Source organism: Lactiplantibacillus herbarum (genome assembly GCF_001039045.1).
In the GTDB taxonomy this organism is placed as follows: domain Bacteria; phylum Bacillota; class Bacilli; order Lactobacillales; family Lactobacillaceae; genus Lactiplantibacillus; species Lactiplantibacillus herbarum.
Window position 1 is genome coordinate 254207 of record NZ_LFEE01000001.1, and the last position, 25389, is coordinate 279595.

The 25389-nt window shown below is 43.6% G+C and carries 22 protein-coding genes and 1 pseudogene; 13 read left to right on the forward strand and 10 right to left on the reverse strand.

Features of this window, described 5'->3' with window-relative positions:
* Window positions 1-10: 10 nt before the first annotated feature.
* The 8 genes from ACG95_RS01180 to ACG95_RS01215 all read left to right on the forward strand — a co-directional run bounded on the left by ACG95_RS01180 (window position 11) and on the right by ACG95_RS01215 (window position 11204).
* Window positions 11-1687 (forward strand): alpha-glucosidase, encoded by a 1677-nt coding sequence (locus ACG95_RS01180; protein WP_047998733.1) that lies wholly within the window; start codon window positions 11-13, stop codon window positions 1685-1687.
* Window positions 1688-1939: 252 nt separating this feature from the next.
* Window positions 1940-3190: an extracellular solute-binding protein gene (locus tag ACG95_RS01185; protein WP_047998734.1), complete on the forward strand. Its 1251-nt coding sequence runs from the start codon at window positions 1940-1942 to the stop codon at window positions 3188-3190.
* 109 nt (window positions 3191-3299) lie between these two features.
* Entirely contained in the window at window positions 3300-4589 is a 1290-nt protein-coding gene (locus ACG95_RS01190; protein WP_047998735.1) for a carbohydrate ABC transporter permease, read from the forward strand.
* A 4-nt stretch (window positions 4590-4593) separates the two neighbouring features.
* Window positions 4594-5478, forward strand: coding sequence for a sugar ABC transporter permease (locus ACG95_RS01195; protein ID WP_047998736.1), 885 nt, complete (start codon window positions 4594-4596; stop codon window positions 5476-5478).
* 27 nt (window positions 5479-5505) lie between these two features.
* Window positions 5506-6336, forward strand: coding sequence for a DUF1189 domain-containing protein (locus ACG95_RS01200; RefSeq protein WP_047998737.1), 831 nt, complete (start codon window positions 5506-5508; stop codon window positions 6334-6336).
* A 42-nt stretch (window positions 6337-6378) separates the two neighbouring features.
* Window positions 6379-7701, forward strand: a complete 1323-nt coding sequence (locus tag ACG95_RS01205; RefSeq protein ID WP_047998738.1) for an alpha-amylase family glycosyl hydrolase — start codon at window positions 6379-6381, stop codon at window positions 7699-7701.
* A 101-nt stretch (window positions 7702-7802) separates the two neighbouring features.
* Window positions 7803-8909 (forward strand): ABC transporter ATP-binding protein, encoded by a 1107-nt coding sequence (locus ACG95_RS01210; RefSeq protein ID WP_047998739.1) that lies wholly within the window; start codon window positions 7803-7805, stop codon window positions 8907-8909.
* Window positions 8910-8933: 24 nt separating this feature from the next.
* Window positions 8934-11204, forward strand: a complete 2271-nt coding sequence (locus ACG95_RS01215; protein ID WP_047998740.1) for a glycoside hydrolase family 65 protein — start codon at window positions 8934-8936, stop codon at window positions 11202-11204.
* A 169-nt stretch (window positions 11205-11373) separates the two neighbouring features.
* Here ACG95_RS01215 and ACG95_RS01220 read toward each other — a convergent pair whose 3' ends face one another.
* From ACG95_RS01220 to ACG95_RS01240, 6 genes and pseudogenes are all read right to left on the reverse strand, one after another.
* Window positions 11374-12297 (reverse strand): NADP-dependent oxidoreductase, encoded by a 924-nt coding sequence (locus ACG95_RS01220; RefSeq protein ID WP_047998741.1) that lies wholly within the window; start codon window positions 12295-12297, stop codon window positions 11374-11376.
* A 190-nt stretch (window positions 12298-12487) separates the two neighbouring features.
* Window positions 12488-13897 (reverse strand): Na+/H+ antiporter NhaC, encoded by a 1410-nt coding sequence (nhaC, locus tag ACG95_RS01225; RefSeq protein WP_047998742.1) that lies wholly within the window; start codon window positions 13895-13897, stop codon window positions 12488-12490.
* Between the two features lie 623 nt (window positions 13898-14520).
* Window positions 14521-15440, reverse strand: a pseudogene (locus ACG95_RS01230) (LysR family transcriptional regulator).
* Between the two features lie 948 nt (window positions 15441-16388).
* Window positions 16389-16520, reverse strand: a complete 132-nt coding sequence (locus ACG95_RS14880; RefSeq protein ID WP_272946167.1) for a hypothetical protein — start codon at window positions 16518-16520, stop codon at window positions 16389-16391.
* A 94-nt stretch (window positions 16521-16614) separates the two neighbouring features.
* Window positions 16615-17457: a helix-turn-helix transcriptional regulator gene (locus ACG95_RS01235; protein WP_047998744.1), complete on the reverse strand. Its 843-nt coding sequence runs from the start codon at window positions 17455-17457 to the stop codon at window positions 16615-16617.
* Between the two features lie 218 nt (window positions 17458-17675).
* Window positions 17676-18110 (reverse strand): GNAT family N-acetyltransferase, encoded by a 435-nt coding sequence (locus tag ACG95_RS01240; RefSeq protein WP_047998745.1) that lies wholly within the window; start codon window positions 18108-18110, stop codon window positions 17676-17678.
* A gap of 293 nt (window positions 18111-18403) precedes the next feature.
* Here ACG95_RS01240 and ACG95_RS01245 point away from each other — a divergent pair, with 293 nt between their 5' ends.
* Both ACG95_RS01245 and ACG95_RS01250 read left to right on the forward strand, forming a co-directional pair.
* Entirely contained in the window at window positions 18404-19027 is a 624-nt protein-coding gene (locus ACG95_RS01245) for a histidine phosphatase family protein (protein ID WP_047998746.1), read from the forward strand.
* A 447-nt stretch (window positions 19028-19474) separates the two neighbouring features.
* Entirely contained in the window at window positions 19475-19696 is a 222-nt protein-coding gene (locus tag ACG95_RS01250) for a hypothetical protein (RefSeq protein WP_047998747.1), read from the forward strand.
* Here ACG95_RS01250 and ACG95_RS01255 read toward each other — a convergent pair.
* Together ACG95_RS01255 and ACG95_RS01260 are read right to left on the reverse strand one after the other, a co-directional pair.
* On the reverse strand, window positions 19693-20049 hold the full coding sequence (locus tag ACG95_RS01255) for an iron chaperone (protein ID WP_047998748.1): 357 nt from the start codon (window positions 20047-20049) through the stop codon (window positions 19693-19695). The two genes, ACG95_RS01250 and ACG95_RS01255, sit on opposite strands and share 4 nt — an antisense overlap.
* Before the next feature lie 4 nt (window positions 20050-20053).
* On the reverse strand, window positions 20054-20911 hold the full coding sequence (locus ACG95_RS01260; RefSeq protein ID WP_047998749.1) for an NFACT RNA binding domain-containing protein: 858 nt from the start codon (window positions 20909-20911) through the stop codon (window positions 20054-20056).
* Window positions 20912-21165: 254 nt separating this feature from the next.
* On the opposite strand from ACG95_RS01260, the gene ACG95_RS01265 reads away from it, so the two are divergent.
* Together ACG95_RS01265 and ACG95_RS01270 are read left to right on the forward strand one after the other, a co-directional pair.
* A complete protein-coding gene (locus ACG95_RS01265) occupies window positions 21166-22353 on the forward strand; it encodes an acetate/propionate family kinase (RefSeq protein ID WP_047998750.1) in 1188 nt (395 codons plus the stop codon).
* 119 nt (window positions 22354-22472) lie between these two features.
* Window positions 22473-22664 carry a hypothetical protein gene (locus ACG95_RS01270; protein ID WP_047998751.1) on the forward strand — a complete coding sequence of 64 codons (192 nt, stop codon included), beginning with the start codon at window positions 22473-22475 and terminating at the stop codon, window positions 22662-22664.
* Between the two features lie 62 nt (window positions 22665-22726).
* On the opposite strand, the gene ACG95_RS01275 is transcribed toward ACG95_RS01270, so the two are convergent.
* Together ACG95_RS01275 and ACG95_RS01280 are read right to left on the reverse strand one after the other, a co-directional pair.
* On the reverse strand, window positions 22727-23080 hold the full coding sequence (locus ACG95_RS01275; RefSeq protein WP_047998752.1) for a fluoride efflux transporter FluC: 354 nt from the start codon (window positions 23078-23080) through the stop codon (window positions 22727-22729).
* Entirely contained in the window at window positions 23080-23463 is a 384-nt protein-coding gene (locus tag ACG95_RS01280; RefSeq protein WP_047998753.1) for a fluoride efflux transporter FluC, read from the reverse strand. The genes ACG95_RS01275 and ACG95_RS01280 overlap by 1 nt, the downstream gene beginning before the upstream one ends.
* Window positions 23464-23766: 303 nt before the next feature.
* Here ACG95_RS01280 and ACG95_RS01285 point away from each other — a divergent pair, with 303 nt between their 5' ends.
* A complete protein-coding gene (locus ACG95_RS01285; protein ID WP_047998754.1) occupies window positions 23767-25284 on the forward strand; it encodes an ABC-F family ATP-binding cassette domain-containing protein in 1518 nt (505 codons plus the stop codon).
* Window positions 25285-25389 lie beyond the last annotated feature (105 nt).

Consider the following 25389-nt stretch of genomic DNA (forward strand, 5'->3'; position numbering starts at 1 on the left):
GTTTAGACAGATGAGTACACATTGGTATGATCAACAAACGATTTATCAAATTTATCCTAAAAGCTTTAATGACAGCAACAATGATGGTGTTGGCGATATTGCCGGTATCACGGCGAAGGTGCCGTACCTTAAACAGTTAGGGATTACTACGATTTGGTTGAATCCAATTTATCAGTCGCCACAAGTGGATAATGGCTACGATGTTTCGGACTACTATCAAGTTGACCCTAGCTTAGGGACGATGGCGGAAGTTGAAACGCTGATTAAAACGGTGCATGACAATGGGATGTACATTATTTTTGATTTCGTGTTGAATCATACGTCTGATCAACATCCCTGGTTCAAACAGGCGGTGGCTGATCCACATAGTAAATATCGTGACTACTACTTATGGCAAGATCCAGCCGCAGACGGTGGTCGTCCTAATAATTGGGGTTCCTTCTTCGGTGGCAGTGTGTGGGACAAAGATCCAGCTGGCGGCTCGCAATATTACTTCCATCTATTCGACAAACGTATGCCTGATCTCAACTGGACTAATCCGGCTGTGCAACAAGCAATGCGCGACGTAGCGGAATTCTGGGTGGAAAAAGGGATTGATGGTCTTCGACTAGACGCCTTTATTCACTTAGCTAAAGCGGACTTTCGCCAGACTTATCCAAGCGAGACCGGCGATCAAACGCCAATTATCAGTGACATGTTCTATGCCCATTTGCCAAAAGTTCATCAGTATTTACATGACTTTGTGGCGGCAATTAAGGCTAAACATCCAGAAACTTACGTGGTGGGTGAAGCGTCTTCTGCCGATCCACACTTAATGGTTGATTACACGAAGCCGGGTACTGACGAATGCAATCAAGTCATCACGTTTAAGACCTTTGCGGATGACAATACGCACGATGATCACAGCTTTTCTGATATGTTCCAGCCACGCCCAATGGATGTAACGACCTACAAGCAGCATACGGTTGGTATTCAAGCAGCCTTAGCCGACACGAGTTTACCTACACTCTATTGGAATAATCATGATATGGCCCGGGTCGCAACCCGTTACGGTGATGCGGCTTATCCTAAAGAGAGTGCAAAATCGTTAGCCACGTTATTGTATCTGCAACGTGGTGTGCCGATTATCTACTACGGTGAAGAATTAGGACTGACGAATATTCGCTACCATGACGTTGCGGACTTTGAGGATCAGACGGTACCTGAATTTGTTGCTAGTGCTGAAGCTGCGGGTAAAACCGAGTCAGAAACAATGGCGATGCTCAATGCAACGCACAAGATGGCGGGCCGCGGTCCTATGCAGTGGGATGATACAGCCTATCACGGTTTTTCAGAGCATCAGCCTTGGAAACACGGTGATACTGATGCGATGAATGCACAGGCAGAAGTTGCGGACCCAACCAGTGTCTACAACTATTACCGGCAGTTGTTAACATTGAAACGCCAACCACTATTTGCCAACGGTCAGTTTGTGATGTTGGGAAGCGATAAAGCCCTTTTCACGTACCTCATTGATGATGATTGTGATCAAGCGGCAGTGGTTTGTAATCTGACTGAACAAACGCAAACTTACACGTTACCGTTTGCAGGTGACGACGTCTTACTGGTCCAAGGCGGTGCAACGTTCCAGGAACGGCAGGTCACGCTACCGGCATGGAGTAACATTGTGATTTCACCAGCAAAGTAATGTATTTTTAATATTTTGTATCAATTGGTATGTAATCGATAACCGCTTAGTAACAAGCATGGTTATCGATTTTTGTGTTTATTGGTATAAATACCGTTATAGTAACGAATTCACGTATCGTTGAGTACCTGAATTTGTTTTTGGTAAAATTCTGTTAACGTTAACATTACGAAAACGCTTGCGAAAGCGGTTGCATAGTCGCATAATAAATTATGGTAAATGAATGAAGATACTTCGCAAGGAGGAAGCACTATGAGTACTTGGAAAAAGTTGGGGATGGGTGTTTTAGCCACAGGTTTGGCACTCACACTCGTAGGTTGTGGTAATAGTAAATCGTCATCATCCAGTAAGATGGGGAAGACGTTAACGGTTTCAGCTGATCCTTCATATAAGTCATATATGAAGTCAGTGATTCCAAAGTTTGAAAAGAAGTACAACGTCAAGGTTAAGGTTTCATACAAGGCAATGCTTGATGAAGACGATGCTTTGAAGTTGGATGGTCCTTCTGGTAAGGGTCCCGATGTATTGATGGCACCATACGACCGTGTTGGTCAAATGGCATCACAGGGACAATTATCAACGGTCAAATTGGCTAGCGGTCGTTACAATGCTACGGGGAAGAAATCTGTTACTTATAAGAACAAGGTTTACGCAGCGCCCGTTACGATCGAATCAGACGTTTTGTACTATAACAAGAAGTTGATCAGTACCGCACCTAAGAACTTCAAGGAACTTGAAAAATTAGCTTCCGACAAGAAGTATGCTTACGCTAATGACAAGACAAAGTCCGTTGCTTTCTTAACACAATGGACGAACTTCTATAACGCTTTCGGGGTTATCAAAGGTTACGGTGGTTATGTCTTTGCTGACAGCAATACTAACGCCAAGAAGATGGGCTTGAATAACGCAGGTGCCGTTGAAGGTTTAACTTACATGACCAAATGGTTCACGAAGTACTGGCCAACAGGTATGCAAAATGTGACCTCAAACGAAAACTTTGTAACGGATCAATTCACAACTGGCAAGACTGCCGCTGTTATCGATGGTCCTTGGATGGCTGCAACTTATAAGAAATCTAAGATTGATTACGGTGTTGCTGTCTTACCTACTTTGAATAATGGTAAGGATTATCAAGCATTTGCCGGTGGTAAAGCTTGGGCTATCTCAAACTACTCGAAGCACAAGACAGCTGCACAAGCTTGGTTAGATTTCATTTCTAACGAAGCTAACCAGAAGTCATTGTACAAGTCAGCTAGTGAAATTCCAGCTAACACGGCCGCACGTAAGTACGCTGTAAGTACTGGCGATGACATGGCAACTGCTGTTTCAAAGCAATACGACAAGGATGTTCCTTTGATCAACTTGCCACAGATGTCCGAAGTTTGGACTCCAGCACAAACCATGGTTACCAACGCTGCTAGTGGTAAGATGACACCAAAACAAGCTGCTAACAAAGCACAAAAATCTATTTTAACTAATATTTCACAAAAGTATGACAAGTAATTGAAATCGTAATTTAAGGGGGCTGAAACAAAATTCGTTTTGTCTCAGCCTTTTTAAAAAGAAAAATGTTCTAAATTTAGGACTTATTTAGGAAAGGGGTACGGGCGACATGCAAAAAAAAGATGCTAAGAAAGCGCAACGCCTGTCAATTATTCCCGGGTTAGGTCAATTATATAATGGCCAAACTATCAAGGGTGTCCTCTTCATCATTATTCTATTAGCTTTCGTTGCTGAATTTATCTTTGGCGGGATTAGCGCGTTCGCTAATTTAGTCACGTTAGGTTCAGTCTCGATGGAAGATAATTCCTTATTCATGATGATTTACGGGACGTTACAGATCTTATTGACCATTATCTTTATCGTGTTCTACGTTGCGAACTTATACGATGCCAAACGTGTTGCAAACTTGATTAATAACGATAAAAAGGTTTCACACACATTTAAAGAATTAGGTGCAAGTATGGTCGATGGTGGATTTGCCTACTTACTGACCACACCAGCTTACTTCTTGATGATTTTTACCATCGTATTCCCAGTGTTAGTGACATTACTGATGGCCTTTACGAACTATGATTTCGCACATATCCCACCAGCAATGTTATTAGATTGGGTTGGCTTCAAGAACTTCACGTCAATGTTCTTCTTGAGCAGTTACCGGGCTACTTTCAATGCTGTCTTTGGTTGGACGGTCATTTGGACCGTTTGTGCAACCACGTTACAGATTATTATTGGGATTGCCACGGCCGTTATTGCCAACCAGAACTTTATTAAGGGTAAACGCTTCTTTGGGGTTATCTTCCTACTCCCTTGGGCGATTCCAGCGTTCGTTTCGATTATGAGTTTCTCAAATATTTTTAACGATTCAGCTGGTGCAATCAACGTGCAAGTCATTGGCTTATGGAACACATTAGTGCCATTTGCCCACATTGCACCAATTCATTGGATGACCGATACTTTTTGGACTAAATTTGCCATTATTATGATTCAAGGATGGCTTGGATTCCCATACATCTACGTTATGATTACCGGGATCTTGCAAGCTATTCCAGATGATTTATACGAAGCAGCTACGTTGGATGGGGCTACGGTGATGCAGAAGTTTAATAAGATTACATTACCTACCATCTTCGCAATTGCCGCACCTATCTTCGTTACTCAGTACACGTTTAATTTCAATAACTTCTCGATGATCTACCTGTTCAACCAAGGTGGTCCCGGTGATGTCGGCGCAAATGCCGGTGGGACGGATATCCTGATCTCGTGGATTTACAAGTTAACGACTGGGACATCGCCACAGTATTCATTGGCTGCGGCCGTAACCTTGATTATTTCCGTCTTAGTCATTGGTATTTCGCTGATCGTCTTCAAGAAGACCCACGCATTTGAAATGGGGGACTAGTGTTATGGAAAATGCACAAGCAGTGGCACCTAAAAGTGCCAACTCAAAACAAAATAGCGCGCGTCGGCACCGTTTCTGGAAACAATTCTTCACCTACCTTTACATGGTTATTCTGGCGATCATTGTCATGTATCCCGTTTTAATCACGTTTATTACGGCGTTTAAGGATGCTAACGTGCAAGCCTTCGTTCTTGATTTTGGTGGTAAATGGACGTTGGTTAACTTCAAAAACTTATTTACACAGACTTTATATGGTAGCTGGTACTTGAATACGATGATCATCTCAGTTTCATGTATGGTCATTCAAGTTATCGTTGTCACATTAGCCGGTTATGTCTATAGTCGTTACCGCTTTGCCGGTAAAAAATTCAGTTTGATGTTCTTTATTATCATTCAAATGGTACCAACGATGGCTGCTTTAACAGCTTACTACGTCTTAGCAAATATGCTGAACGCGTTGGATCATTACTGGTTCTTAACAGCCATTTACATTGGTGGTGGGATTCCACAAAATACGTGGTTGATGAAGGGGTACTTCGACAACGTTCCGTATGACTTGGATGAATCCGCTAAGTTGGATGGTGCCGGTAACTTCAAGATTTTCTGGTCGATCGTCTTACCATTGGTTAAGCCAATGATTGCGGTTCAAGCATTATGGGCCTTCATGTCACCAGTTCAAGATTACCTGATGGCGAAGTTCTTGTTAACGTCTGAATCACATTACACGGTTGCCGTTGGGCTACAAACATTCATTAATAACGCGCAAAATCAACAAGTTGTGCTCTTCTCAGCTGGTGCGATCTTAGTTGCGTTTCCAATTGCCGCCTTGTTCTTCTACCTACAACGGTTCTTCGTTTCCGGATTACTCGCTGGTGGGAGCAAGGGTTAAAACAAATTTTAGTAGGGGTGAAATTAGATGCAGAGTACCACGAAAAAAACAACCGCTTTTCCGGTCCGGTTTTTCGGCAGCCTCTTCTCACCTCGAAGAATGTTTGCTAACCGCGACCAGTTCAACTGGTTACAAATCATTGTCCTGTTTATCTTCTTAACGGCGGTCATGATGATGCCAATTCCGTTTTACTATAATCACCAGACGAACTTCAACTTATCACCATTCTTACCACAAGTGGATAAGATGATGGCTAGTGATCAGATGCAAACGGCGTTGAAAGACACTAATTATCAGAACCAGCAGTTTAAAGATGTTAAACATCAAGTAATCATCAAAACTAAAACGAATGTCGCTGGCTTTGATTTAACTAAACAAGATATTGCGGGGCATCAGAACGTCATCAATATGCACGCAAAGACGTTTCAAGTTAAATCAGTTGGTAGCGAATTCAAAGCGAAATATGTACCGGGACACAATCTCAAGACTAACGCACACGCTTTTCTAGTGAATTCTTGGTATCAAAGTAACAAGGTCATGATTGGGTTATTCATGTTAACAGCTCTTGGCATGATTGTTATTGGGGTCAATCTAATCCTAGTTAATGGTGCGGCGTTCTTCTTATTCCTGTCACGGCACAACAAAATCACGCACATCCGTAGCTTCCGTGAAGCCGTCAGTTTGACGCTAATGATGATGGGAATTGGTAGTATCCTAGCCATGATCGTTGGTTTAGTTAACTTTGACGTCACGATTGAACTAACGGTGCAATCACTGAGCCTAGCCTTTGTCGTGTTGTGGGTGTTCCTTAAAACGAAATTTAAAGATCCAGAAATCGATCAGACCATGCTGCTGTAATGGCTGATGGAGACTATCAAGCATAAGAAATGAGGCAGATTAATGGCACGCGATACGCAAACGCAATTACGTAACGACATGATTTATTCGGTATTTGTCCGTAACTATTCAAAGTCAGGTAAGTTTGAGGCGGTCACCGCTGATTTACAACGAATCAAAGACTTAGGAACTGACATCTTATGGTTATTACCAATCTACCCAATCGGTGAAGCTAATCGTAAGGGGACGTTGGGTTCACCTTACGCCATTCAGGACTATCGGGGGATTAACCCAGAACACGGGACAATCGATGATTTTAAAGCATTAACTGATAAGGCCCATGAATTGGGTATGAAAGTGATGTTGGATATTGTTTATAACCATACGTCACCAGATTCAGTTCTTGCGACCGAACATCCAGACTGGTTCTACCACGATGAAGATGGCAATTTAACCAATAAAGTCGGCGACTGGAGCGATGTCAAAGACTTAGACTACGGTCATCACGAGTTATGGCAATACCAAATTGACACGCTGCTGTATTGGAGCCAGTTCGTTGATGGCTTCCGTTGCGATGTCGCACCATTAGTACCGCTTGATTTTTGGTTGGAAGCACGTAAACAAGTTAATGCCAAGCATCCAGGGACGCTATGGTTAGCTGAATCGGCCGGTAGTGGCTTTATTCAAGAATTGCGTTCACAAGGTTATACTGGCTTGTCAGATAGCGAATTATATCAAGCATTCGATATGACTTATGACTATGATGTCTTTGGCGATTTCAAAGATTACTGGCAAGGTCGTAGTACGGTTGATCGTTACGTTGACTTATTACAACGTCAGGACGCAACTTTCCCTAGCAATTACGTCAAGATGCGTTTCTTAGAGAACCACGATAATGCCCGTATGATGAGCTTATTGCACAGTGAAGCTGAAGTAGTTAACAACTTGACTTGGATCTTTATGCAACGTGGGATTCCGTTAGTCTATAACGGGCAAGAATTCTTGGCAGAGCACCAACCATCACTCTTCGATACTGACGTGATGGTCGATGATCGGCATGGGGATGTCACTGGGTTGATTCAAAAGTTAGTTAGCATCAAGAAGTTGCCAATTATGCAAGCTGCGGACTATCAATTAGCTGTTGTTGAAGAGGGCATTATTAAAGTGACGTACCGGGCAGCCGGTGAAGCTTTAACTGCCTGGTTACCGCTGAAGGGTCAAGTCACGACGGTTGCAACTAAGTTGAAAGCTGACACTTATACGAACCTCTTAACGGATGCAACGGTTGAAGTTAGTGACGGTAAAATTGCGGTTAACGGCCAACCAATTTTAATTAAATATGCGACAAATACAACAATGACTAAAGTTGCTGATCAATCAAATTAGAGTTGATCGTCAGCTTTAATTAATCGAATTAAAAGCAACCGTTTGCGGAAGGTTGCACGTAAAAGAAGTAGTTTAGCGAGAAAACAAGGGAGTGGATTTCAATGGTTGAAATGAATCTTGATCACATTTATAAGAAATATGAAGGTAACGACAAGTACTCCGTTACCGATATGAACCTCGACATCAAAGACGGTGAATTCATCTTCTTCATCGGACCATCAGGTTGTGGGAAGTCAACAACGTTACGGATGATTGCCGGTTTGGAAGACATCAGTGAAGGTAACTTCAAGATGAACGGCCAAATCATGAATGATGTTGAACCTAAGAACCGTGATATTGCGATGGTTTTCCAAACTTATGCGCTGTATCCTAACATGTCTGTTTTCGATAACATGGCTTTTGGTTTGAAGATTCGGAAGACTTACAGTAATGCTGAAATTAAGAAACGGGTCGACAACGCTGCTGATCAATTGGGGCTAGCTGATTTCTTACAACGCAAACCAGCCAACTTATCTGGTGGTCAACGGCAACGGGTTGCCTTGGGCCGTGCGATTGTCCGGGATGCTGGGACGTTCCTATTGGATGAACCACTATCTAACTTGGATGCTAAATTGCGGGTTGATATGCGGACGACGATTGCTCAGATGCACCAACGTTTGAAGACTAACATGATCTACGTTACTCATGATCAGATCGAAGCCATGACTATGGCTGACCGGATTGTCATCATGAATGATGGTAAGATCATGCAAGTCGGGACACCACATGAATTGTATAACGAACCAATTAACCAATTCGTTGCTGGTTTCATGGGATCACCTTCAATGAACTTCTTCAACGCAACCTTACACGATGGACGTGTGACTGATGGCGAAGGTCTTGATGTCGCTGTTCCTGAAGGTCAATTGAAGGTTCTGAAGGCTCAAGGTTACGATCAGAAGAGCATGATCGTTGGGATTCGCCCTGAAGATATTCATGCTGAACGGATTGCATTGGAAGCAATGCCAGATTCAATCGTGAAAACGAAGGTAGTCGTTTCTGAATTTTTAGGTGCTGAAAGTATGCTTTACTGCAAAGCTGGTAAATCACAGTTTACAGCCCAAGTGGATGCACGTGATTACCATAATCCAGGTGAAAATGTGGAAGTGGCCTTTGAAATGACTAAAGCGCACTTCTTCGATCCAGAAACTAAGGACGTCATTCGGTAAGTCGGACTACGGAGGAGCAGAACAATGAAACGAATTTTTGAAGTAAATCCGTGGCACGTCATCAGTCATGAGCTCGTACCAACGGATAAACGATTACAAGAAAGTATGACCAGTATCGGTAACGGTTACATGGGCATGCGGGGGATGTTTGAGGAACACTATTCCAACGATACTCTCAAAGGAATCTATATCGGCGGTGTCTGGTATCCAGATAAGACCCGGGTTGGCTGGTGGAAGAACGGCTATCCTGACTACTTCGGTAAGGTCGTCAACGCCGTCAATTTCATTAAGGTCAACTTAACGATTGATGGTGACCAAGTCGATCTAGCGAAGGATGAGATCAGTGATTTCACCGTTGACCTAGATATGCACACCGGGGTACTCCGGCGCTCATTTATCGTGACTAAGGGTGACAAGCGGGTTGAATTCCTAATCGATCGGTTTGTCAGTGTTGCCCAAAAAGAACTGTTCGATGTGCATTATAGCGTTCATAATCTGAGTGCAGATCCCGTTCAAATCGGCTTCATCTCACAGATTGACGCCGACGTCTTCAATGAAGATGCCAACTATGATGATCAGTTCTGGCAAGTTCTCGATAAGAGTCACGCCGTTACTGGTGGCAGTATGTTTGCTGAAACTAAGCCCAATGACTTCGGGACACCGCGTTTTACGCTTGGGATGCAGATGTTACACCAAACAGATTTGCAGGGTGTTAACGCACCAGCAACTGAAAAAGCCGTCACGAATATCTTCCGTGGCACCTTAGCTGCTGATGAAACCAAGAACTTTGAAAAACAAGTGCTAGTTGTTACATCACGTGATTACGCTGATATGGCCGCTATGCGTGCTGGTTTGGCTGAGTTAAGTGAAACTATCAACGGCCAGAGCTATGAAGAGTTGCTCAAAGCACATACCGATATTTGGATGCAGCGTTGGCAATTGGCAGACGTCCTCATTGATGGTGACGACGCTGCCCAACAAGGGATTCGGTTCAACCTCTTCCAGTTATTCTCAACGTATTATGGCGAGGACAAACGTTTGAACTTAGGGCCTAAGGGATTTACCGGTGAAAAATACGGTGGTGCGACTTACTGGGATACTGAAGCGTTTGGCGTACCTTTCTATCTCTCATTGGCTAAACCAGAAGTCACGGAACATCTGTTGGAATACCGCTATAACCAGTTAGCTGGTGCGGAACACAACGCGAAGATGCAGGGCTTAGACGGGGCACTCTACCCAATGGTGACCTTCAACGGGATCGAATGCCATAATGAATGGGAAATCACGTTTGAAGAGATTCACCGTAACGGTTCGATTGCCTACGCAATCTTCAACTACACGCGCTATACTGGCGACGATAATTACCTGAAGACTAAGGGAATCGACGTTTTAACCGGGATCTCACGTTTCTGGGCCGATCGGGTGCACTTCTCACAACGTAACCAGAAGTACATGATTCACGGCGTAACGGGTCCAAACGAGTATGAAAATAACGTCAATAACAACTGGTACACCAACTTTATGGCCCGTTGGACGTTAGAATACACGTTAGACAGTTTGAAGAAGATCAGTGCGGCCAAACGTGCTGAACTGAAGCTGACTGATGCCGAATTAGCTAAGTGGCAAGATATTGTCGACCGGATGTACTTCCCACATGACGATGAACTGGGAATCTTCGTTCAACAAGATGGTTTCTTGGATAAGGACGTTCAGCCAGTGTCTAGCATTCCGGCTGACCAACGCCCAATCAACCAGAACTGGTCATGGGATCACATCTTACGTTCACCATATATCAAGCAAGCTGATGTGTTACAAGGTATCTACTACTTCATGGATCGGTTTACACCGGAACAGAAGAAGGCCAACTTTGATTTCTACGAACCTTTGACGGTCCACGAATCAAGCTTGTCACCAGCTGTTCACGCCATTTTGGCAGCCGACTTGCACTATGAAGACAAAGCTGTTGAAATGTATGAACGTACGGCGCGGCTCGACCTCGATAACTACAATAACGATACGGTCGATGGGTTACACATCACGTCAATGACTGGTTCGTGGTTAGCGATTGTGCAAGGCTTTGCCGGCATGCGGGTGACGGATGATACGTTAGCCTTTGCGCCGTTTGTACCGAAAGCTTGGACGCACTATCAATTCCACGTTAACTTCCGTGATCGATTATTGAAGGTTGACGTCGACCAACAGGGGACCACGGTTGAATTAGTCAGTGGGCAACCACTGACGATTGAACTGAATGGTCAGGCGGTCGAAGTTGTTAATACGGTATCAACTAAGTAATTCATTGTCATAACTTGATCTCGGTCTGGCCGTAACTGACGGGGGTCAAGTTTCCAACCTAAGAATGATCAAGATTCATTCTAACCTACTCCTAAAGGCGCACATCAATTGATGTGCGCCTTTTATGTGCGGAAATGATATTTAAAGCTGAGCATGAATTCAGTCTAGTTTAAGAAGCTGATACTGAGGCAACTATCTGCCCAATATGTGGTTCGTCCAACAGGGTGTGCCCTTGAATAATACCATCGAGATTAAACGGTAGCTGGGCGTCGATAGTCGTGGTTAATTGAGCCGTGTTTGCCAGCTTGAATAACATCTGTAAAGCGGCTTGATCGGAAATGATTTCGGTCGGTTGAATCAATTGAAAATGAATCGATTTACTGGTTGCTGGTAAGTAGGGCGCTAGCGAGGCGATAGTAGCGTTAAACTTAGCCATTGCCAAGTCATCCTTACCACCTTCACCATTGGCTGTGACGTTAATGACAACGTCACCCTGATCGGCTAAAACGTGATCTGGATTCTGATGATTCTCATCGACAAACTGATCAACAGTGAAGGCTTCCATCAAGTCAGCAAAGCGTCTGTCAGCAATGGCGATGACGTGCGCGCCACGCTGTTTTGCGAGCTGGACGATTAATTGCCCAGTAGCAGTGCCAGCACCCTTAACAATCACTGTCTGGCCTGTCTGAACGTCCGCAAAGTAACGGATGGTCTTGTATGCGGTAATGCCGGGTGTGATCAAACTAGCGGCTTTGACAGGGGCTAACCCGTCTGGAAGTGCAATGGCTGAGTCGCTAGCTAAGCAGACTTGCTCCGCGTACGTGTGGTCAGTGTGAGCGGCCACGACCGTGCCAACGGTGAAATCTGTTACGGCTGCCCCTACTTTGATGACGCGTCCCGCCATGTCATGACCAGGAATATAAGGCAAGGCGATATCAGGATTGCCTCCGAGACGTTCAACACGATCCTCATCAGTTAAATGAATGGCCAGTGGTTCGATTAGTAGTTGGTCGGCTGCGGGTTCAATAGCCGGTTGTGATAGTTTTCTAAAGACAGTGGGTCCCCCAAATTCTTGATACCCATATGCAAGCATTGTATCCCCCTCCTTAACGTGCGCAGCGTATCCCAGTAGCTAGTGCGAAAATCTGTTTCATAGCTAATAGCAAGCGTCTGTGTACTTATACAAATGTATGCTTCTACCTAATTGTAGTTGGCAGGGCGGATAAATCACAAGTGAGAACAATCAGATTCCAGGTTTAGTTTGGTCAATAATAAAATTAAGTCTAGTTATTGGTGGCTGGATTAGTAGCTGGCTGCCGTTTTAGTCCCCAACCGGTAAAGCCACTGATGATCGAGAAGACGGGTGATAACAAACTAAAGAAACAGAATGGTAAGTAAGCGAGTGTCGAAACACCCAACGTATTAGCGGCAAATGCGCCGGCAACGCCCCATGGAATCAAGTAGTTAATAACGGTCCCGCCATCTTCTAAGACCCGGCTAAGGGCAAGGTTGGCTAAGCCACGCTGGTTAAAGGTCGTTTTGAAAGCTTTCCCAGGTAGGATCACAGAGAGGTACTGTTCACCAACAAAGATATTGACGCCAATTCCGGCAAGGATGGCTGCGGTGACGGTTGCGCCAGTTCCTTTCAAACGTTTAGCTAGTGGGACCATCGCAGTTTGAATCAAGTTGAATTTCATCAGTAAGCCACCTAATGAAAGGGTTAGTAAGATTAATGAAACGGTGCTCATCATTGCACTGATACCACCACGGGATAGTAGTGCGTCAACACCGGCATTGCCCGTCTTAGCGACAAAGCCAGTTTCAATCATCGTGGCAATCTTGGCTAGTTGCATGTGGGGTTGCTCGATAAAGATCATGACAACTGCCAGACCGATGTTCATCAACAACGTGGCAATTGCTGGGATTTTTAAGAGCGCACAAACAAACATCAAGATCAGTGGTAGTGCGGCCCACCAACTGATCGTGAAATTAGCATTTAAAACGTTGAGAGTCGTTTGAATCTTACCCAGATTATTCTGAGTGGCAGCACCCGCACCTAGAACGGCGTAGAGGATGAGTGAAACAACGAAAGCTGGAATTGTTGACCACATGAGGTTACGGATGTGGTCGAACAGGTCACTTTCAGCAATTGCTGAGGCCAAGTTAGTTGAATCTGATAAAGGCGAAGTCTTATCACCAAAAATTGCGCCAGAAATGATCGCGCCCGCAATTAAGGCAGGGTTGATACCCATCGTAGTTCCGATACCGAAGAGTGCGATCCCAATCGTTGAGATGATCGTAAAGGCACTCCCGATAGAGGTTCCGATAATGGCACAGACGAGAAAGACGGACGGAACGAACCACTGTGCGGAGATTAGATGAAAGCCGAAGACCATCATGGATGGAATGATGCCGGCTGCGATCCAGACACTGATCAAGGCGCCAATCAAGATAAAGATAAAGATCGGAATGATCCCAGTTGTGATACCGTCGATAATACCACCGTGAATATCATCCCAGTGGGCACCGCGAACACGGGCCCAGAGAATAACAAGGGCGACGACGAGAATAACGGGTGTCTGTGGGGAGAGCCCGAATTTGATGACCCCAAGCCCCATAATAGCTAACATGATCAAGAGGACAATTAAAGCTTCAGTCAAGCGGACAGGTCGCCAGTTTTTAGAATTTTCCATGTGAAACACTCCTTGTTTTTTAGTCATTAATAATTGCGATGATAGCCGTATAGTCGGTTGCGCAGGCCAACTGCACGAGTAATGCAGATACAAAAAAATCGTCCCCGTTGCATAATAATGCAACAGGGACGATTGATTAGACCGTGGTACCACCCAGCTTGAGCCGACACTTCGGCTCCACTCACTAGCAGTTAACGGCTCTAGTTGTTATCCGCCGGGCGTACCCGGACCTCGTCTACCGTATTTCATCGTAATTAGCCTGATCGGTTCGCAGCAACCACCGACTTCCTGACACACAGCTAATCCGTTACTTGAAAGTAAACTTATCGTTCGTTATTTGAATAATGGTGATGATAGCATGTTGCTTAGGGTTCGTCAACACAACGAGTTTGAATTAAGGCAACCCAGTTTAATTAATTGGATGCCGAAAATTAGGTGAACAAGGCTAGAAACGTTGGTTTTGTCAGTGTAGCAGATGATTAAGCTAATGATTTAATCTGCCTTCAAAATAATTTTAAAAGTGTTGGTGAATTTGGGCCAAAATTGGTTTTTTGTTGGCCAGTGAATCAAGTGGGTAATAAAAAAACGTCGAGTGCAGTTTGATCACTGCGTTCGACGTTTGGTTAATTACTAGAGCTTTCTTTAGCATCTTTAGTGTCAAAAGTTTGTTCAATAATATCCATGACCTGCTTAACCAGACCAATTGGAAATTGATGGGCACGACGAATCATATTGATGTGGACACTTGGAACCTGAACGTCATCAAATGGAATTTCGACTAAGCCATCATTATGACTACTACCAGGGACAGTAATATCAGATACAAAACCTAGGGCGAGGTTTTCTTTGACCAACCCGCGGATTAAAGTACTGCTATCAGACTCAAAGATGACTTGTGGGTCAATTGAGAGTTGTCCTGCTAATTGACGGAAAACTAATTTATTTAGGTAAGTTGCATTCAATAAAACGAATGGGGATTTGAGTGCCTCCTCAAAAGTTGGGTGATCAGCTTTTGCTAGGGGGTGCTCTGGACTAGCTAGAATTCTAAACTTGAATGGGCGCAATGGGGTAACGGCTAAACGTTCATCTAACGTTTGATCAAGATTACCACTGATAGCTAAATCTAACTGTCCAGCCAAGACTTGTTTAACAAGTTGGTTGGAGCCCATTTCAACCGTGTGAACGCTGCTGAGTAAGTCCTGTTCAATAATAGGCTTAGTCAGTGCAGGTAAGTAGTGTTCGCTGACGGAAGGTTCGATACCAAAGCGTAACGTGTGTTGACGCAAATGGCTGATTGATTCGTTAACGTGTTGCCAGTTGCTAATAATATCGTTGGCAGCCAAAAGTAGTTGTTGGCCACTAGGAGTCAGCACTAGTGCCTTAGTCTTTGATTGGCGAAAAAGAGCGTAACTTGAAAATGACGCTCAAGCCGTTTAATCGCTTGGGAGATTGTTGGTTGACTAACATGAAAATCAGCGGCTGTTTGCGTATAACTTTGCGTACTGATTAAGCGTTGGAAGTAATACAGATCTTTAATGTTCATGAAAAATGTAGCCTCCATAAAGTATTAATGTTGGTTGAGCAATTAATAGTCGCAGGTAAGCAGGCTCCGACTGATTATTAAATTTAATTATCAGATGTCTTGCTTAATAATACCATTCTTACTAAAAAGAATGACAGTATTATTGACAAAAAACATTTGCTTAAATGGTTAAACACGTGAAACTATAACGATTATTAATACGTCAGTTAATGAAAATTGGTACGGATGCTAGTTTGATAGCGATTGACCAGTTAGTGGTATAACACTCAGTTATTGGTTAAGCCGTTGTTGCATTGCTGACAACTAATTGGGCTAGTTACTAACCTAGTCATGGAGCTCAATAAAGTTAAGGGGTTCAAGTGATAAGCAAATATTATGAGTGAGTTATGACTGGCCAAAAATAAGTTTAAACCATGTTAAATCGGTATAAACATTTTTTATAAGTTAAGGTATTGTCATATATCTATCGATAAATGAATGAAGTGGCTGATTGTAGCTTGAATGCTTGCCACTAGTGAATCTTTGCAAATAGTTGGGATAAACTACTATTATAAGGTTAACCCCTTTAAGATATAAAGTAAACGAATAACTGTTTTCGAATATAAACAAATAGCTATCAAAAGTTGCTACGTTGAGAAATGTCAGCATAAGGTTTATTTATCTGTTAAGGGGTTGTCAGAATGAAATTAGGATTATTCACCCTTATTTGACGTTACATAAATTATTATAATACTAAAACTGTTAAATGTATCTAAAATGCCGATAAATCAATTAACTAATTAATTGATTATAATAATTAATTATATATAATTAGAAACAAATCGTCCAATCAGATGACTCGGGTGAGTTAATGCTATTAATGATCATTATAATAAAGCCCGGCTGGCAAATGAGAAGTAATATAAAACCACTTACCAGATGAATGAGGTAAGTGGTTTTATATGGGTATTAGCGACGGTTCTGAGGTGACCGTTGTTCATGCTTGATTCTGACTGGTTGAGCAGCGGGAACGCGGTTGCCAGCGACAACACCCGCAATGGCTGTTAACCCAGCTGCGACTAATAAACCTGTTAATAACATAGGCAGAACCTCCTCAATTGTTGTGAATAACTCGTCTTTTAATACTTGCAGTTTAGGCGTTTGATTAACAAATTGCAACGATTAAGCTGCGAGCTTAGTGAGAACTTGAGTAACTTGAAATTTTCTTAAGTAATTGACGGTTTTTATTGATGCGGGCGAAAGCCGCAGCGTCGTTAAGGTACTCATGACATTGATCTAGGTCGCTAGCTAATTTAGCCTGCAAGAATTTAATTCGTGCGGCGTAGTAGGTGACGTGGCAACGAGAACAGGTATCGATACCGTAGTTCAGTAATTGCTGACTTCGAGTGATGTCACCAATTTCCGCGTAAAAAGCACCGGTATAGTAAGCGAGATTGATGACGCGTCCCACGCTAGCCGCTGTTTCTAGCGTCAGACTAGGCAGAGTATGGCGGACTTTTTCGAAGTAGTACTGTGCTTTGTCGAAATCGCCATTCTGCTGATAGGCAATACCGATTCCGCAGTATGCTAACTGGGTGTAGATGGTAATGTGGGCCTCATCAAGATCGGTGATGATCTGATCAAAGTTAAAAATGACGTCACTGATTGGGTGCTGGTTCAATGCAGCCACGTAGCCCTTCAAGTAACAGTACTGTAACTTAGTTTCTTGATCGTGCCGGGTCATAGCGGCTACATTATCTAATTGTTCCTCAGCATCTGGATATTCAGATGTAATGAGGTCGAATTCGACCTGCTCCAGAACTTTGAGGACTGCAGCATCAGCGACGCGTTCAGTTGGGAAAACGTCTTCTAATTGTAAGTTGAGGCGTTGGCAAAGTTGGGCGACAATCCGGATAGCAGGTGCTTTACCATTATTCTCAAATTTGCTGAGTGTTGCTTGAGTACAAATGCCATCTGCTAAGGATTTTTGTGAGAGCCCCAAGGCCTTGCGACGGGCAATGAAGAGTTCAATATTCATATAATCAACGCTTTCTTTTATATTATTAACCAGTAATTGTAATCGCTTTCTTTAACTCGATTAAAAACTTTTTATATAATTTTGTCAATATCTAAACATAATGGTGAATATTCCATAAGTATATTACCTCAATATAAAAAAACTCGCTAGTAATGAAAACTAGCGAATTTTGAATTTAACAGTTATGGGATGCACTGATGGCTGCAGAAACTTTACTATTAGCGGCGCCAGCGCATGGTGTATTCTGGCTGGTTAGTCGTTTTATCAATACCTTGCTCATGCACGTGAAAGTCACTGTGATGGTAGAAGGAGACGGCTGAGCGATTAGCAACGTAGACGCTCAATTGTAGTCGATGATGTTGCTGTTTGGCGGCATCGAGTAGTGCGGTACCCACACCGTGTTGCTGTGCATCGTCACGGACGAAGACGCCGGCAATGTCGCTACCTTGTAAGCCAATAAACCCGATGATTTGATCATCCGTCGTTGCGACGATCAATTGGGCTTGTGGCAGGGCAATGCGGACATCAGGAGCTTGTTTGCGCCAATAGTCAGGGCGAACGAAAGGATGGGCGGCTAAGTTACCGTTTAGCCAGATGTCCATTAACTGATCGAGTTGGTGCTTGGTTGGGCGTTGCAGTAATTGGGTTTCCATAGGTCCTCACTTTATCTTGTGGATTAACAGTTGAATTGAGCCGAACTGCCAGTAGTTATTGAATGGTTGCTGATAGTGCGGCGGTAGCAATTAAAGGCGTTCTTAATTATAGTTACGTGCAATAAGCTGAATCTCATTTTTAGATGACACATTTTAGTGTAATTATTTTAGTTGTCATGGTGTGTAATGATAGCACATCAAGTTGATGCCAGGTCTGACAATCCCCAAATGGGTTAAACTAGTTCTATACTATAGTTAATAAAATTAGTGTTGGGTTGATTGGAGGTACCAAGATGACAACGTTCTATCTTATTCGGCACGGACAGACAGCTGCCAATGCGCAGCAGTTGAAGCAGGGAACGATTGATACGCCGATAACGTATCTTAACACGGTAGGTCAGCGGCAGGCAACGGTCCTTCATGATGCGTTTGACATCAGTTTTGCCGATCGGTTGATCTGTAGTCCGTTGAAACGAACTCGCACGACTGCGGCGATTTTAAACCGTGGACGAGGAGTGCCAGTATCTGTGGATGAGCGGTTATTGGAAATTTCGTACGGGCAATGGGATGGCTGCCAGAATAAGCAGTTATTGGCCGACTATCCGCAACATTTTGACCCACTACTGCAAGATGTGTTACCCAGTTACGTGCAAGTAGCAACGGCTGGTGAAACATTTGAACACGTTATTAGCCGGGGGCGAGCGTTTATGATGGAGATGGTAGCGATGCATCCTGATGATCAAATTATTGTAGTGACTCACGGATTCACCGTTAAAGCGATGGTCTTGGCGTGTCTGGAGCCAGCTGACCTAATGAGCTTACCGGAGCCGGAGAATACGAGTGTGACTAAAGTAACGATTGATGCTGGTCATCATCGCGCTTATCTGAATTATTATAATCGACAAGTAGAATTTTAGGGGTAGGACTTAACGAATCCAACTTTTCGGTTTACAATGTAACTGGTTTTAATTAACCATAAACTGTTACGTCTACAGTCATATTAATGAGTGTAGCAGCAGACATTATCGATAAACTCCTAAGTAGGGCGATCCTAGCAATGGCGAGGACCGCCTTTTTGTCGTACGTTTTGACTGTAAATATTTGAAGATAAAAAAAGAGTTTGGATTTTGTCCCAAACTCTAAAAGGTAGATTTACTGTCCTAAACTTATCCGAGTGTTTTACTGCTTAATTGAGTAGAAAGTTCGGTAATTCGGGTAGTTAAGGTGGAAATTAATTATTTGATGGAAAGCCAAAATGAGGTAAATCCCGTTGTAGCAACGTCATCAAAATGTAATTATTTTTAACGAACGTACGTTCTGGAAGTGTGCTATGATTAAGCTATTATTTCGATGAGGTGATCTAAATGGAACAGTTGAAACCAATTGAAGCATCATTATTGCAGGCTTATGAGTTAAACTGCGTGGTGCGGCTCACGTTAACGGATGGTCATCATCCCAGTGGCTTAATTGCAGCTATTGACGGGGCCAGACTTTTCCTGAATCAACAGGCGGGAATTACCAATCAGATTTCACTTGACGATGTTACCGCCATTGATTTTCTCAAGCAGTCTTGGTGGCAGCGTTAATCCTTAAGGTCGTATTTTTCAATGATTTCTTGGCGCCGAAATTCAGTGATTTGGCGGATGAGATCAAGTGGTAGGGGCTGGTCCAATGGGAATTGGATGGCCCCTTTACTAGTCTGATAGCCACTCAATTGGTCTTGGAAGGCCGCAACACCGCTAGAACTAGGGTAAAGACCAAAATGGTGTTTGAATAAGGCAAAATGAATTACATTTTCATGCCAGTGAAAGGTCGGCATCTGGTATTTAAGCTGTTCTTCAGCTTCTGGTAGGACGTCCTGAATGGTCTGACGAATGGCTTGCAATTGTGGCTGATAAGCAATTGGCATATTGTTAATGTACGTTTCAATGGGGTTCATGAGGTTACTCCTTTGCGCGTAATTCGTTCACTAGTTGAGAATCAGGTGCCACGGTGATATTGCGGGCTGGACCGCTGAACGTTACGAGGCCAGCTTTAGCCCCCTTAGGCTTGCGCATCTGTCCAACGGTTAAGACATCGACTGGAACACTGCGCATTTGGCGGCCCTTACTATAATAGGCGGTTAGGACGGCGGCTTCCTGCAGGGTTCGCTCACTTGGGTGATTGCTATGAATAACGACGTGGGAGCCAGGAATTTCACCACCAGCGTGCATCCAATAATAATCTTTACGAGCGCTTAAGGTCAGTTGATCATTTTGATGACTGTTCTTACCAACCTCAACTAAGACGTGATCGTGCGTGTAGAAGCGTCTGGGATGAGCTGGCTCTGGCAGCTTTGATGAGTGTAAAGTCTGGGTATGAAGCACGCCAGCAGCAATTAAAGACTGTTTAAGGTCAGCGACCTGCTGGAGATTATCTGGATCAAATTGTGTCAGTTGTTGCTGCAGCTGATTAAGCGTCGTTGCAGCTGACGCTAAGTTTTCTTGAATGGTAACCAGGCCGCGTTTGCTCTTACGGTAACGATGGAAATAATTCTCAGCATTTTCCATGATTGATTTCTTGATATCAAGCTTGATGGTTAAGTCTTGCCCGGGATGCTGATAATCTGGTAGGTCAACAAAATGATGTCGACCTGTAATCTGGCTGGCATAGGTTTTCAGCAAAGTTCCTTTTAGTTGGAGGTCACTAGCGTCAGGCAAGTGTTCCTGTGCTTTAGTTAATGATTCCACTTGTTTTTCGGTATGGTGAATGGCATGCTCAAGTCCTTGCTGGACAAGTTGTGCATCAGTTAAAGTTGTCATAGGGTTTTATTCAGTTCCTTTGATGAAAGTTATTAGCTCTATTATACACTGGTCGTGATTAGTAGCGCTGTAATTAGGCATAGCCAGGGTAATTAGCGGAAGTGAGGATCGGACAGACTGTCATGGTTAAGGCTAATTTTTTGAACAATTAAAAGTTGGATTAATACTTGGCAATAAATTTATAAATGATTCTGAAAAAAGTTCAGCATTTTTCAGAAAAGTTCGGTATTCTATTACTTGGGAGTGATTGAGAAATGCAAAAAACATTAATTATTAACGCTGGTAGTTCTTCTTTGAAATGGCAATTATTTGCCATGCCAGCTGAAACCGTAGTTGCTAGTGGTATGGTTGAACGGATCAGTATGCCAGGGTCAATCTTCACTGTTAAATATGGTGACCACCAAAAATTTGAAACAACGGTCGACAATTTAGACCAAAACCACGCAGCCAAGATGTTGTTGAGTGAATTACAACGTTTAACGATCATTGACTCGTTGGCTGAAATTACAGCAGTTGCACACCGAGTTGTTGCCGGTGGGACGACATTCAAACACGCGGTAGAAGTGACGCCAGATGTTTTGGATGCCATTAAAGGTCTCAGTGACTTTGCGCCACTGCACAATCCAATGGAAGCCCGTGGGATTGAAACCATGGCCCAAGCGTTACCAACAGTGAAGCAATTCGCTATTTTTGATAGTCAGTTCTTTACTGATCTACCAGAAATGAATGCCATCTATAGTTTGCCATACGAATTAACACAGAAGTACAATATTCGGCGTTATGGTGAACACGGGATTTCACACGGTTACTTGGCTGGTCGCGCAGCTGAATTGTTAGAAAAGCCACAGGATCAAGTGAACTTGGTGACGATGCATCTAGGTAGTGGCGCTTCCTTAGCCGCAGTTAAAGACGGTAAGGCGTTCGATACATCAATGGGCTTCACACCACTTACCGGGGTAACCATGGGTACCCGGGCTGGCGATTTAGATCCTTCAATTTTGCCATTTTTGATGAAGGCACTCAAAATTGAAGATCCTAATGAGATCATGATGATGTTGAATAACGAATCTGGTCTATTGGGTGTTTCCGGTATTTCACCAGATATGCGTGAAATTCGGGCCCAAGAAGCAACCAATCCACGTGCAAAATTGGCAGTTGATATTTTCATCAACCGGATTGCTAAGTATGCTGGTAGTTATTTAACTGAACTAAAGGGTGCCGACGCGCTGATCTTTGCGGGTGGTATCGGTGAACATAATGCCGCATTGCGCCAACAGATTATTGATGAATTGAGTGTGTTTGGTGTGGAACTCGACACTGACTTGAACGAAGCGGGTAACGAAGGTGTGATCAGTAGTGCAACGTCACGCTTTAAAGTGTTATTAATCCCAACAAACGAAGAGTTAGCCATGGTTCGTCAGGTTGCTGACCTGCAAGCTTAAGCTTCTATTAATTTAGAAACAGATTACGAGTATGGTCAGATTATGCGTGCTATACTAGCTTGCAAGAGCCCCAGTAAGGGGATTTGTAGGGAGGGAAGCTCTCGAAGTAGAGCGCACAAATGATCGGTTTATTGATTGCTTTAGTGATTGGTTTTTGGTTACTGAAAGTTGTCTTTAAAATTGGTTTCAAAATTATCGGCTTTATCTTCATGATCGCAGTCGGATTATTCTTGTTCCGGATTGCATTGTGGCTTGGATTAGCCGTAGTTGCCATCGCCGGCGTAGCCTGGTTTGGTAACGCCGTTTCGTAATCAAAAATTAAAATAATCCCGTACCAGAATGTGGCGAAGCCATTATTCTGGTACGGGATTTTTCAGATTAAAGTGCCAAGAAATACCATTAGCAAACCGCCGATTAGACTGAGTGCGAGGTATAGGCGGGCAATGTGATGTCGATGGTTACGACCTAATAAAACTACTTCGTTAATCATGGTGGAAAAAGTCGTATAGCCGCCCATGATTCCAGTGCCTAGAAAGACTTGCTGGTGAATTGCCAGTGGTGCGGTTAGAATCCAGCCAAGCAATAAGGCGCCGGTTAGATTAATAAAGAGCGTGGTTACGGGTAATTGATAGCGTGAGTTCAGAGGTTGGGCCAATTGCATCAGGCCGAATCGACATAGCGCACCAACTGCTGCGCCGCAACCCGCGAGAAGAATCATAATGAACATTAATAGACCTCCTCAGAAATCAAGTGATCACTTAGTAGATTGCCGGCTAAGCCAGCCAACCAACCTAGTCCGAGACTGACAATTATGTAAGTTAACGCTAAAACGCTATGTCCAGTTTGATAAGCCTGTAGCGTTTCGAAAGTGAAGGTTGAGAAGGTCGTGAAGCTACCAACAAAACCAACACTTATCCCGATGACGATATCTTCTGATACGGGTAACCACGCTGGTAATAACTTGGTTATCAGGCTGAGCACAAATGCGCCGGTGACGTTAATAAGACACGTTATCCAAAAGTGTTGGGGCCAAGTTACAATCAAACTTAGGAGTTCGCGTAGCCCACCGCCTAGCATTGCAAAGATGGCAATGGCGAGGATCTTTTTCAAACTGACACCTACTTTCCGAAAGTAATTTAAGTTTACTGAAAACTAGTTCAAAAAACAATGTTGGTTGCAAAACTAAAATAAACATGCTAATCTACAAGATAACTTATGAAAAACGGGGTATTCAGCCAATGCGCAACTAATTAATTCTAGTAACTGTACAGTCAGCAACACCTTTATTAAGGGGTGGACTGTCGTTTGGGGATTAATTAGGGGTGCTGGCAGAATACGATGCCAGCGGTCTCGATTACGGGAGCGCTTTTTTTGTGCTATCCGTTAATCCCTGCAAGTAAGGGGGAATTATTAATGACAGAAATTCAGTTAACGAAAATTAGTAAAACAATGGCGGGACGTCCGCTGTTTGAAATCGATAAATTAACCGCAACGATGGGTGACCATATTGGAATCGTCGGTCGTAATGGTAGTGGTAAATCGACGCTAGCGCATATACTGACGGGCGATGACCAAGATTATAGTGGGCAATTAATCGTCGATGAATCGGTAGTGTATGTCCCACAGATTGCGCCCACAGCTAACCAGAGTGGTGGGCAAGCAATGCTAACGAGGATTCGGCAAGCTTTAGGTCAGCGACCATCTATTTTGATCTTGGACGAGCCTTCTTCGAATTTGGATGAAACGCATCAAATTTGGTTAATTAAACAATTACGCCAATATCGTGGCTTACTGCTACTGATCTCGCATGATCGCCAGCTCTTAAATGCGGTAACAACCCAAACTTGGGCAGTCGAACAGCAGCGAGTGACCGCTTATCCTGGTAATTATCAGCACTATCAGGAGATTAAGGACCAGCAATTAGTGACACAGGAAGCGGCTTATCATCGCCAGAATCAACATCAGCGAAATCTACTAGCAGCGCAGCAGGCACGCCATGAAAAAGCCCAACGAATTCGGAAGGGTAATAGTCACATGTCTGCCGGGGAACGGGCTAATTCCAAGTCGACCCGTGAGGCAACTGCGGCTAAAATCGAACGGACGGCTAAACGAATGGTAGAACGTGGTCAGCGTGAGCTTACCGCAGCTAAGCCTTTTACGCAGAGCGGTTTTAAACTAGTGGCAACGGACTTTCCGCGTTTCACTGGCAAAGTAGTTGTAGCAGCACGTGACGTCACTTTACGTGAGTACGGTAAAACGTTGCTGAAAAAGACCAGTTTTCAGATTAAACCACAATCGCGGGTGGCACTAGTTGGGCCCAATGGTAGTGGTAAAACGACATTGCTGCGTGCGATTCTAGCTGGTCAAACGACAGGATTAACTTTAGCACCAGCTGCTAAAGTCGGTGTCTTTAATCAGGACATGACGATGTTAGATGATGCAATAACTGTCTGGGAAACGGTTCGGCGTGGCAGTCATTTGCCTGATCAAACGCTACGTAATGTCATGGGCGCATTAGGATTGCCCGCACGTTTTTACCCGCAAATGGTGGCTGAACTTAGTGGCGGTGAATTAGTGAAATTGCAACTCGTTCGTATTCTGGTGGGAGATTATAACGTCTTAATGTTAGACGAACCAACCAATTATCTGGATGTAGATGCGTTAGACGCCTTAGCTGATTACTTACAACATTATCCCGGCACGGTGATTTTTGTTTCCCATGATGAACCATTCCGCGAAGCCGTTGCTACCATGACGTTGCAATTGAAGGATCAGCAGTTAACGGATCCAACGCAAGTTGTTACTGAAGTGAATAGTGCGGCTAGTGATTTACCGTTATTGCAATTCAAGTACGATCAGTTGATGGCCGATCCAATGGCTAAAACGGCTGATATTCAAGCATTACGGCAACAGATTGATGCGTTAAAGTAAAATCTGATTTAGTAATTAAAATGGACCCTGAACTGGCAGTTTTAGCCGTTCAAGGTCCATTTTTGGTTAGGTTAGCTAAAGGTTGAAAGTTAATTGTTCAATGAA